General features: G+C 64.4%; 11 protein-coding genes. 6 read left to right on the forward strand and 5 right to left on the reverse strand.

Going from position 1 to position 9,793, the window contains the following annotated elements:
* Positions 1 to 182 precede the first annotated feature (182 nt).
* Positions 183 to 653: a YybH family protein gene (locus tag H8B02_RS41005; protein ID WP_229171375.1), complete on the forward strand. Its 471-nt coding sequence runs from the start codon at positions 183 to 185 to the stop codon at positions 651 to 653.
* A gap of 15 nt (positions 654 to 668) precedes the next feature.
* On the opposite strand, the gene H8B02_RS41010 is transcribed toward H8B02_RS41005, so the two are convergent.
* Complete coding sequence (locus tag H8B02_RS41010; protein ID WP_229171376.1) at positions 669 to 953, reverse strand: hypothetical protein; 285 nt, start codon at positions 951 to 953, stop codon at positions 669 to 671.
* 219 nt (positions 954 to 1,172) lie between these two features.
* Between H8B02_RS41010 and H8B02_RS41015 the strand changes: the two genes are divergently transcribed.
* A complete protein-coding gene (locus tag H8B02_RS41015; RefSeq protein WP_229171377.1) occupies positions 1,173 to 2,864 on the forward strand; it encodes a putative bifunctional diguanylate cyclase/phosphodiesterase in 1,692 nt (563 codons plus the stop codon).
* Positions 2,865 to 3,062: 198 nt separating this feature from the next.
* On the opposite strand, the gene phaR is transcribed toward H8B02_RS41015, so the two are convergent.
* Positions 3,063 to 3,653: a polyhydroxyalkanoate synthesis repressor PhaR gene (gene phaR / locus H8B02_RS41020; RefSeq protein WP_229171378.1), complete on the reverse strand. Its 591-nt coding sequence runs from the start codon at positions 3,651 to 3,653 to the stop codon at positions 3,063 to 3,065.
* 313 nt (positions 3,654 to 3,966) lie between these two features.
* Between phaR and H8B02_RS41025 the strand changes: the two genes are divergently transcribed.
* The 3 genes from H8B02_RS41025 (at position 3,967) to yddG (ending at position 7,204) form a co-directional block, all read left to right on the forward strand.
* Positions 3,967 to 5,145, forward strand: coding sequence for an acetyl-CoA C-acetyltransferase (locus H8B02_RS41025; protein ID WP_173640088.1), 1,179 nt, complete (start codon positions 3,967 to 3,969; stop codon positions 5,143 to 5,145).
* 329 nt (positions 5,146 to 5,474) lie between these two features.
* Positions 5,475 to 6,200, forward strand: coding sequence for an acetoacetyl-CoA reductase (gene phbB, locus H8B02_RS41030; protein ID WP_229171379.1), 726 nt, complete (start codon positions 5,475 to 5,477; stop codon positions 6,198 to 6,200).
* 137 nt (positions 6,201 to 6,337) lie between these two features.
* Positions 6,338 to 7,204 carry an aromatic amino acid exporter YddG gene (yddG, locus tag H8B02_RS41035; RefSeq protein WP_229171380.1) on the forward strand — a complete coding sequence of 289 codons (867 nt, stop codon included), beginning with the start codon at positions 6,338 to 6,340 and terminating at the stop codon, positions 7,202 to 7,204.
* Here yddG and H8B02_RS41040 read toward each other — a convergent pair.
* The 3 genes from H8B02_RS41040 to gloB form a co-directional block, all read right to left on the reverse strand.
* Positions 7,201 to 7,896 (reverse strand): flavin reductase family protein, encoded by a 696-nt coding sequence (locus tag H8B02_RS41040; protein ID WP_229171381.1) that lies wholly within the window; start codon positions 7,894 to 7,896, stop codon positions 7,201 to 7,203. The genes yddG and H8B02_RS41040 overlap by 4 nt on opposite strands.
* 75 nt (positions 7,897 to 7,971) lie before the next feature.
* Entirely contained in the window at positions 7,972 to 8,406 is a 435-nt protein-coding gene (locus H8B02_RS41045) for a cupin domain-containing protein (RefSeq protein WP_229171382.1), read from the reverse strand.
* On the reverse strand, positions 8,406 to 9,173 hold the full coding sequence (gene gloB, locus H8B02_RS41050) for a hydroxyacylglutathione hydrolase (protein ID WP_229171383.1): 768 nt from the start codon (positions 9,171 to 9,173) through the stop codon (positions 8,406 to 8,408). The genes H8B02_RS41045 and gloB overlap by 1 nt, the downstream gene beginning before the upstream one ends.
* Positions 9,174 to 9,356: 183 nt before the next feature.
* Between gloB and H8B02_RS41055 the strand changes: the two genes are divergently transcribed.
* The coding region (locus tag H8B02_RS41055; RefSeq protein WP_229171384.1) for a methyltransferase domain-containing protein at positions 9,357 to 9,793 on the forward strand (437 nt) is incomplete at its 3' end.

The raw sequence follows: 9,793 nt of genomic DNA on the forward strand, positions 1-9,793 counted from the left end.
CGAGCCTGCACCTGTCGTCACACCGGCGCCCGCCGCGCCGGTCCCGCCAGCGACGTCAGTTGCGGAGTCCGTGCTGCTCGAACAATCGGCGCCAAAGCCCACGGTCAATTCGCCGGATTTGCAGCCCGGCGGCCAGCCATCTCCGGACACGCCGCAACGCTAGAGCGTTCTCGAGGACGATCATGAGCGGAGAAACGGCCCTTCCGATCGCCGATTCAACGACCACTCAATCGATCTTCGACTGGCTGGAACGGTTCGCCGCCTGCGTCAGGGCGGTCGACTATGCTGCTGCCCGTCCGTTCTGGCATTCGGACATCATCTCGTTCGGCACCTATCAGGAGCTCATCCACGGCCGTGCGCGCTGGACCGAGATGCAATGGGACAATGTCTGGCCCCGCACCGCGGATTTCGCCTTCGATCTCGCGCATACGCAGGTGCTGATCAGCGCCGACGGCGGCATGGCGACGGTGATCACGCCCTGGACGAGCACCGGCTTCCATGCGGACGGCAGCCGCTTCGATCGGCCGGGACGGGCGACGATCATTCTCGCGCGTCAGGTCGACGGGCGCTGGCTCGGCATCCATTCCCACATGTCGCTGCGCCGCGGCGTGCCGCAGGACAGCCACGGCAACCGGCCCGTCAAGGCCCATTGATCGCGAGATGACTAGCTAGATGATTTGCCTGGTCCGCCGCGCGACGCTGCGCCGTTCGTCGACATGTGGGCCGTAGGCGCTCTGCGCGTCGGCCAATGACCCACGCCGCTGTCCGCGCGTCTGCGGCTCGTGGGCGGCGGTGGCGATCAGATGGGCCACAAACGACGGATCGGCATGCGGCAGCGGGATCTTGGGCGCCCAATGGGTGGTCGCGGCCAGCGGCACCAGAGCCGTGCCGGTCGCCCCGGCAGTGTCTGTGAACTCGCCGTCCAGGACCTCTGATTGATCGATATCGAGCATCGCCTGCGACCCGTTGGAACGTCATCATTTGGGACGTTGCGTCCCTCTGCAACACCCTCATGGCAAGGGTCATGCCCGCCATCCCCAGTTCGTTCCGCGGCAGTCGAAAACGTGGTTTCCAGATTATTTATCAAGTTCTCCTAGCGTTGGATTCGCCGGAACCACTATCTTGAGGGTGTATAGAATCACCGGGTACCGTCCCAAATCGAGACATGTTCGATGCCCCCTGTCCCGCCAGCCGCCAGCATCCTCGCCTCGCTCGGCCAAGCGACATTCGCCTGGGACCTGGCGACCGACGCGATTGCCTGGAGCGACAATGTGGCGACGGTCTTCCCGGACATTCCGGTCGCTGCGCTTGCGAGCGGCGGCGAGCTTGCAAAGCTGATCGAGCCAATGCGCTCGGTTCGATCAGATGCGCTCGGCCAGACTGGAACGGCGCGGAGCGGGGAGGGCGTTCCCTACCGAATCGAATACGGCGTGCGGGCCGTCACCTCGGCGCCGTTGATCTGGATCGAGGAGACCGGCTGCTGGTTTGCCGGCGCCGACGGCAGACCGGCGCGCGTGCAAGGCGTCGTTCGCATCAACAATGAGCGGCACGCCCGCGACGAGCAGCTCGTGAAGCTGTCGCGGCACGATCCGCTGACCAACGAGCTCAACCGTACCCATCTGATCGCCTCGCTCGCCGAGTCCATCGAGGAGTGCGCGCGCTTCCGCACCTCCTGCGCCTTTATGCTGATCGGCATCGATCATCTGGCGCGGGTCAACGATGCGTTCGGCTTCGATGTCGCGGACGCCGTCATCGCCGAGGTGGCGAAACGGATTCGTGCACGGCTGCGCAGCGGCGACATGCTCGGCCGCTTCTCCGGCAACAAGTTCGGGCTGATCCTGCGCAACTGCACCGTCGACGACACCAACGTCGCCGCCGAGCGCTTCCTCGCCGCGGTGCGCGACGAGGTGGTGCCGACCAGGTCCGGCCCGGTATCGGTAACGGTCTCGATCGGCGCCGTCACCATCCCGCGCCATGCGAAGTCGGCGGAGGAGGCGGTCAATCGCGCCCAGGAGACGCTGGACGCGGCCAAGAGCCGCCGCGCCGGATCGTTCGCGCTGTGGAAGCCGAATGTCGAGCGCGATGCCCAGCGCCGCGTCAACATCCGCGTCACCGACGAGATCGTCACCGCGCTGAACGAGCGCCGCATCCTGATCGGCTTCGAGCCGGTGGTCGATGCGCGCTCGCGGCAGCCTTCGTTCTACGAGTGCCTGGTCCGCATGGAGCAGGAGGACGGCCGGGCGCTGCTCGCGCCCGATATCGTGCCGGTCGCCGAGCGGCTCGGCCTGATCCGGATGGTCGATCATCGCGTGCTGGAGCTTGCGATCGCAGAGCTCGCCTCAGCCCCAGGTGTGCAGCTCAGCCTCAACATCTCGCCGGACACCACGATGGATCCGGACTGGTGGGCCACCATCGAATCGCTGATGCACGCGCATCCCGGCGTCGGCGAGCGGCTGATCGTCGAGATCACCGAGACGGTCGCGATCCAGGATATCGACGACGTCCGCGGCTTCGTCACGCGGCTGAAGAATTTCGGCAGCCGGATCGCGATCGACGATTTCGGCGCCGGCTACACCTCGTTCCGAAACCTGCGCAAGCTTGGCGTCGATATTGTCAAAATCGACGGCGCCTTCGTGCAGAACATCGTGCGTTCGGCCGACGACCGTGCCTTCGTGCAGACGCTGATCGATCTCGCACGCCGCCTTGAAATCAAGACCGTCGCCGAATGGGTGCAGGACGAAGAAGCCGCCGTGATGCTGCGCGAATGGGGCTGCGACTTCATCCAGGGCCGCCTGATCGGCCTCGCCTCGCCGGACCGGCCGTGGAACGCGCCGACGGAGAAGGCCGTGCCGGCTGCGGGGTGATTCACAATCGCGGATCAGGCTACAGGCGTCGTCCCGGCCAAGTGCGCAATTGCGCACGGGGGCCGGGACCCACACGCCGCGGCTTCTCAATGAGGCGATCTGGCAGACGCCTCGTTCAAGCAACTAGCATTGGTGATGATGGGTCCCGGCTTTCGCCGGGACGACGATGGGGTGAGGTGCGCGCGCAAGAGCGAGAAACTACTCGTCCTTCTTCGCCGGCTGTGACATGCGCTCGAGGCGTTCCTGCATGTCCTTCATCTGGCGGCGAAGCTCGTCGATGTTGCCGTCGTCGGCCGCGGGCTCCGGCGCCTTCTCGGCTTCAGTGCCGCCGCGCTGCGGCACGAACGGCTTGAACATCGAGAAGGTCTGCTGGAACAGCTCCATGTTGCGGCGGACCTGTTCTTCCAGGGGAGCAAACGGCGTCCCGCTCAGGGCGCCCGCGATCTGCTTGCGGAATCTCTCCTGTTCCCGGGTCAGCGTATCGATCGACTGCTCGAGATATTTCGGCACCACCATCTGCATGCTGTCGCCGTAGAACCGGATCAGCTGGCGCAGGAAGGTGGTCGGCAGCAGGTTCTGCCCGGCCTTGTTCTCCTGTTCGAAGATGATCTGCGCGAGCACGGAGCGGGTGATGTCATCGCCGGTCTTGGCGTCATAAACGAGGAAATCCTCGCCTTCCTTCACCATCGCCGCGAGATCCTCGAGCGTCACATAGGTGCTCGTACCGGTATTATAGAGCCGCCGGTTCGCGTATTTCTTGATCGTGGTCGGTTGTTCAGATTTTGCCATGGGCTCACACTTCAACACCGAAGGACCTGGAACCCGGCAGCATCGCCGCTGGGCTAAATGCAACGCATCGCAGCAAAGGTAAGCATTTTCAAAGCCGTTCGGCTACCGTTTTGTGCTGCACGGTTAATCTCAAAGCAAAGGTATTGCTCAGGAAAGTGCCAAGGACGTCATTTTGAGTGCGTCGCTGCGCAATTTGCGCGTCAGCGCGATTGACATGGCTCAATGAGGTTTACAGGATAGTTATCAAGAGACAGGTCCGCCAAACCGGCCGCCCGCCGTCGAGAAACCCAGCTACAACCCATAGGAGATGTCCATGTCAGACGATGTCGTCATCGTCAGCGCCGCCCGCACCCCGGTCGGCAGCTTCAACGGCGCGTTCGCCACCACGCCGGCCCACGACCTCGGCGCGATCGCCATCAAGGCGGCGCTGGAGCGTGCCGGCGTCGAGGGTGGTCAGGTCTCCGAAGTCATCATGGGCCAGATCCTCACGGCGGCGCAGGGCCAGAATCCGGCCCGTCAGGCCTCGATCGCGGCCGGCATTCCGGTGGAAAGCCCGGCCTGGGGCGTCAACCAGCTCTGCGGCTCGGGCCTGCGCACGGTGGCGCTCGGCTACCAGGCGCTGCTCAACGGCGATTCCTCGATCGTGGTCGCGGGTGGCCAGGAATCGATGAGTATGGCCCCGCACGCGCAATATCTGCGCGGCGGCGTCAAGATGGGCGGCCTCGAGCTGATCGACACCATGATCAAGGACGGCCTGTGGGATGCCTTCAACGGCTACCACATGGGCAACACCGCCGAGAACGTCGCCAAGCAGTACCAGATCACCCGCTCCCAGCAGGACGAGTTCGCGGTCGGTTCGCAGAACAAGGCCGAGGCGGCGCAGAAGGCCGGCAGGTTCAAGGACGAGATCGTCCCGGTCACCATCAAGTCCCGCAAGGGCGATATCGTGGTCGACGCCGACGAGTATCCGCGCCATGGCGCCACGATCGATGCGATGGCCAAGCTCCGCGCGGCCTTCGAGAAGGACGGCACCGTGACCGCCGGCAACGCCTCGGGCATCAATGACGGCGCCGCCGCCGTCGTGCTGATGACCGCCAAGGAAGCGGCCAAGCAGGGCAAAAAGGTGCTCGCCCGCATCGTCTCGTGGGGCCAGGCCGGCGTCGACCCCAAGATCATGGGCACCGGGCCGATCCCGGCCTCGCGCACCGCGTTGAAGAAGGCCGGCTGGAACATCGCCGACCTCGACCTGATCGAGGCCAACGAGGCGTTCGCCGCGCAGGCCTGCGCCGTCAACAAGGACCTCGGCTGGGATCCGGCCAAGGTCAACGTCAATGGCGGCGCAATCGCGATCGGCCATCCGGTCGGCGCGTCGGGCGCCCGCGTGCTGGTGACGCTGCTGCACGAGATGCAGAAGCGCGATGCCAAGAAGGGCCTCGCGACGCTCTGCATCGGCGGCGGCATGGGCATCGCTATGTGCGTTGCACGCGACTGAACAAAAGGCAGCGAGGTCGGTTAGGTGATGAAAAGATCATCTGTCAACCACGGCGCGAGCTGATAGAAAAGATGCCCGGCTTTGTGCCGGGCATTTTTGTTTCGAGAGCATGATCCGGAAAAGTGTGAAGCGGTTTTCCGAAAGGATCATGCTCAAAAAGGGAGCTAAAGCATGATCCGGAAAAGTGCGAAGCGGTTTTCCGAGAAGATCATGCTTAAACAAGAATCCAAAGCGCGATGACGATTCAGCCTAATCTCATCGCGCTTTGTTGAGTGAGTGCGAAGACCGGAGTGATCCGGTTATAAAAGACGGCCAAGGAGGAGACGGACATGGCACGTGTTGCATTGGTGACGGGCGGAACGCGGGGCATTGGAGCTGCAATCAGCAAGGCGATGAAAGCGGCGGGCTACAAGGTGGCGGCAAGCTACGCCGGCAATGACGCCGCGGCGGAGAAGTTCAAGGCGGAGAGCGGCATCCCGGTCTACAAGTGGGACGTCGCATCGTTCGACGCCTGCGCGGCCGGTGTGAAGCAGGTCGAGGCCGATCTCGGTCCGGTCGACGTGCTCGTCAACAATGCCGGTATCACCAAGGACACCGCATTCCACAAGATGACGCTTGAGCAGTGGAATGCCGTGATCAACACCAACCTCGGCTCGCTGTTCAACATGACGCGCCAGGTGATCGAGGGCATGCGCGCCCGCAAGTTCGGCCGCGTCATCTCGATCTCCTCGATCAACGGCCAGAAGGGCCAGTTCGGCCAGGTCAACTACTCCGCGGCGAAGGCCGGCGACATCGGCTTCACCAAGGCGCTCGCGCTGGAGAACGCCAAGGGCGGCATCACCGTCAACGTGATCTGCCCGGGCTACATCAACACCGAGATGGTGCAGGCGGTGCCGAAGGACGTGCTCGAGAAGAACGTGATCCCGCAGATTCCGGTCAACCGGCTCGGCGAACCCGAGGAGATCGCGCGTGCAGTGGTCTTCCTCGCGGCTGACGAGGCGGGCTTCATTACCGGCTCGACGCTCACCGTCAACGGCGGCCAGTATCACGCCTGACGCGAGAAGCGTCGTCGCGTCGCAGGCGCACCCAATCAAGTCGTGATGCCCGGCCTTGTGCCGGGCATTTTCGTCGTTACAACCGCGGGGCGCGAAGCAGAGACGTGGCCCGGCCGGCCACGACGGATTGAACTCAGATGACGACCCGAACTGCCACCCTTGTCGGACTGACCGCCATCCTGATGTGGTCGCTGCTGTCGGTCATGACGGTCGCGACCGGGGCGATCCCGGCGTTCCAGCTCGCCGCCATGACGTTTGCGATCGGCGCCGCGGTCGCGTTCGCAAGCTTTCTCTTCCGTCCCGCAGCGTTCGGCGCACTGAAGCAGTCGCCGATTGCCTGGCTCGTCGGCGTCGGCGGGCTGTTCGGCTATCACGCGCTGTATTTCCTGGCGCTGCGCTTCGCGCCGCCGGCCGAGGCCGGCCTGCTCAACTATCTCTGGCCGCTGCTGATCGTGCTGTTCTCGTCGCTGCTACCGGGCGAGCGGCTTGCGATCCATCACATCATCGGCGCACTGCTTGGCCTTGTCGGCACCGTGCTGCTGTTCGCCGGCAACACTGGCGCCTTCACAAGAGCGCAGATTCCAGGCTTCGCGGCGGCATTCGTCGCGGCGTTCGTCTGGGCCGCCTATTCGGTGATGTCGCGCCGGCTCAAGGCGGTGCCGACCGATGCAGTGGCGGGCTTCTGCCTGGCCACCGCCGTGCTTGCCGCGCTGGTGCACATGCTGGCGGAGACCACGGTGTGGCCCGCGACACCGCTGCAATGGCTCGCGGTGATCACACTCGGCATCGGCCCGGTGGGTGCCGCGTTCTTTGCCTGGGACATCGGCATGAAGCGCGGCGACATCCGCGTGCTCGGCGCCGCATCCTATACCACGCCGTTGCTCTCGACCGCGTTTTTGATTGCAGCAGGTTTTGCCAAGCCCAGCGCCAACATCGCAATCGCCGCGATCCTGATCGCCGGTGGCGGACTGATCGCGGCGAAAGACATGGTCTGGAAACACTAGGCAGCTGGCCGCCAGCCAGGCGGCTTGTAAGCGCCTTCCGGAATTTGCCCGAGCACGGAATGCTTCAGCTTCTGGGGCGACAGGCCATAGAACTGCTGAAAACTCATGATCAGCGGTCGCCATTTGTCGGGATCGATGCGGTCGGTTTGGCCGTCCATCAAAATTCCCGGATGCGCGTGCACGCGGGTCACGCGCACCTCGATTGCCATGAGATTGCCGCGCCAGACCTCGTCCTCCTGCGCCATCCTGTGGACGTGGGCGACCTTCGCCTCAATCTGTACCGGGCACTCGGCAGCGCGCGGGGCGGCGACGGTCTCGCCGTGCAATCGCGTCAAGCCGCTGATGTCGAACTTGTCCCGTTCGTGCCGATAACCGCGCTTGATCTTTCCTGCCGGCACTGGGTTCGAGCCGGTGGTGCGCGCCAGAGCATTGACGGCATCGACAAGATCGACCGATGGGAGATTGAGCACGCATTCGCCGGTGCGGATCATGTTCTCGGTGGTCTTGGAATTGCTTGCGAGGCCAAGCATGCATCGCCAGCCAACCCACCATGCCGACGACATCGGCGCCAGATTGGGCGAGCCGTCTTCATTGGTCGAACCAATCAGAACGACGGGTGTCCCGAAGTAGAGTATGGCCGGCTCAATGCTCCGCGATTCCGCAGTGCCGGTGATATCGATGGTGCCGAGCATGCTGGCTTCCTCATGTGAAGCCTAGAGCTAATGGCTTGGCGCCCGCTTACCCACCCGATTCCCGAGTACCTTCTTTCAGTTGCCGGGGAACCAATCGGGCTCTGCCATCTCGAACTTCGCAAACTGAAATCCCGGCGCGACGGTGCAGCCGACCAGCGTCCAGTCGCCGCCGCTTTCCGCGGCCTGCCAGGCGCCCGCCGGCACGATCGCCTGTGGCTGCTCGCCGTGCGCGACATCCGGCCCGAGCGTGATCGCATGCGGCAGGCCGCCGTCCTGTGCAATCTGCAGGGTCAGCGGCGCGCCGGCGTAATAGTGCCACATCTCGACGGCGTCGATGCGGTGCCAGTGCGAGCGCTCGCCGCGCGCGAGGAGAAAATAGATCGCGGTCGAATGCGCGCGTCCACCGGCGTCGCAGCGCTCGTCGCGAAACGTCTCGCGATAATGCCCGCCTTCGGGGTGCGGCTGCAGCGCGAGCCGCGCGATGATGTCGGCAGCCGAGAGCTGTGACATCAGGACTTGTTCTTGCGCTCGCGGAGCTCGCCGAACACCAGCGCCGGGTCGGCGCCCTTCATGTGCAGCTTGGCGGCGACCGAAGGCTCGTCGGCGCGCAGGAACACGTTAGCCTTCTTCTCGTCGCCCAGCAGCACGGGAATCGTCGGCTTGTTCTCGGCGCGCAGCTTCGTCACTTCCTCGGCGCGGGCCTGCAAATGCGGATTGTCGCCCTCGATGGTGAGCGCGAACTTCACGTTGGAGGCGGTGTATTCATGACCGCAATACAGACGGAAATCGTCCGGCAGCGAACGCAGCTTCAGAAGCGAATCCCACATCATGGGATAGGTGCCCTCGAACACCCGGCCGCATCCGATCGAGAACAGCGTGTCGGCGGCGAACACCGCCTTCTCGCCGTCGAACACATAGGAGATATGGTCGAGCGTATGGCCCGGGGTCTCGACCACGCGCGCGAGCAGGCTGCCGACCTTGATGACGTCGGCATTGGCGGCGCGCAGATCGACATTGGCGATCTTGGCAGACTTGTCGTGCGGCGCGACGACGCGGCAGCCGTATTTCTGCTTCAGCTCGGCGACGCCGCCGACATGGTCGCCATGGTGATGGGTGATCAGGATGTCGGTCAGCGTCCAGCCTTCGTGCTCCAGCGCCTTGATGATCGGGCCGGCCTCCGGCGCGTCGATCGATGCCGTCGCCTTGGTGGCGGGATCGTGGATCAGGTACCCGAAATTGTCGGTGAGGCAGCTGAAGGTGCGAATTTCGGCGGTCATGATATCTCCACGAACAAACGGGACGGACATTTCAGAGCATGGCTTTTTCGAAAAGCCGGCGTCGCCGTTTCCGGATCATGCTCTTACCGCGCCCAATATAGGGGTGAAATATGGCGTTAACGCTCCGGCGGCAACGCAAATTTCGGCGCTCCCCGGCTGCAGGGGGCATGTTAGGCTGGGATCATGGACGTCATCGACCTCCGCGACTTCTATTCGCAGCGCCTCGGCATCGTGGCGCGGCAGCTGATCAACCGCGGCATCCGTGCGCGGTGGCCGAACGCGGAAGGCCTGCGCGTGCTCGGGCTCGGCTATCCGACACCCTATCTCGGCCTGTTCCGTGATACCTGCGAGCGCTGCATCGCCTTCATGCCGGCGGCCCAGGGCGTGCTGAAATGGCCGACCGGCCGGCCTGCGCTGGCGACCCTGATCGACGAATTCTCGATGCCGTTGCCGGATGCCGCGGTCGACCGCGTGCTGCTGGTGCATGCGCTGGAGATGTCCGACGACCCGGAGCGGCTGCTGCGCGAGGTGTGGCGGGTGCTGTCGCCGTCGGGGCGGCTGATCGCGATCATCCCGAACAGGCGCGGCGTCTGGACGCGCACCGATGCCACGCCGTTCGG

The sequence above is a fragment of the Bradyrhizobium altum genome (assembly GCF_020889705.1).
In the GTDB taxonomy this organism is placed as follows: domain Bacteria; phylum Pseudomonadota; class Alphaproteobacteria; order Rhizobiales; family Xanthobacteraceae; genus Bradyrhizobium; species Bradyrhizobium altum.

Excerpts from the sequence above, each read along its gene's own strand:
- H8B02_RS41005 (WP_229171375.1), top strand. The coding sequence starts at position 183 with ATGAGCGGAGAAACGGCCCTTCCGATCGCCGATTCAACGACCACTCAA.
- H8B02_RS41010 (WP_229171376.1), bottom strand. The coding sequence starts at position 953 with ATGCTCGATATCGATCAATCAGAGGTCCTGGACGGCGAGTTCACAGAC.
- H8B02_RS41015 (WP_229171377.1), top strand. The coding sequence starts at position 1,173 with ATGCCCCCTGTCCCGCCAGCCGCCAGCATCCTCGCCTCGCTCGGCCAA.
- phaR (WP_229171378.1), bottom strand. The coding sequence starts at position 3,653 with ATGGCAAAATCTGAACAACCGACCACGATCAAGAAATACGCGAACCGG.
- H8B02_RS41025 (WP_173640088.1), top strand. The coding sequence starts at position 3,967 with ATGTCAGACGATGTCGTCATCGTCAGCGCCGCCCGCACCCCGGTCGGC.
- phbB (WP_229171379.1), top strand. The coding sequence starts at position 5,475 with ATGGCACGTGTTGCATTGGTGACGGGCGGAACGCGGGGCATTGGAGCT.
- yddG (WP_229171380.1), top strand. The coding sequence starts at position 6,338 with ATGACGACCCGAACTGCCACCCTTGTCGGACTGACCGCCATCCTGATG.
- H8B02_RS41040 (WP_229171381.1), bottom strand. The coding sequence starts at position 7,896 with ATGCTCGGCACCATCGATATCACCGGCACTGCGGAATCGCGGAGCATT.
- H8B02_RS41045 (WP_229171382.1), bottom strand. The coding sequence starts at position 8,406 with ATGTCACAGCTCTCGGCTGCCGACATCATCGCGCGGCTCGCGCTGCAG.
- gloB (WP_229171383.1), bottom strand. The coding sequence starts at position 9,173 with ATGACCGCCGAAATTCGCACCTTCAGCTGCCTCACCGACAATTTCGGG.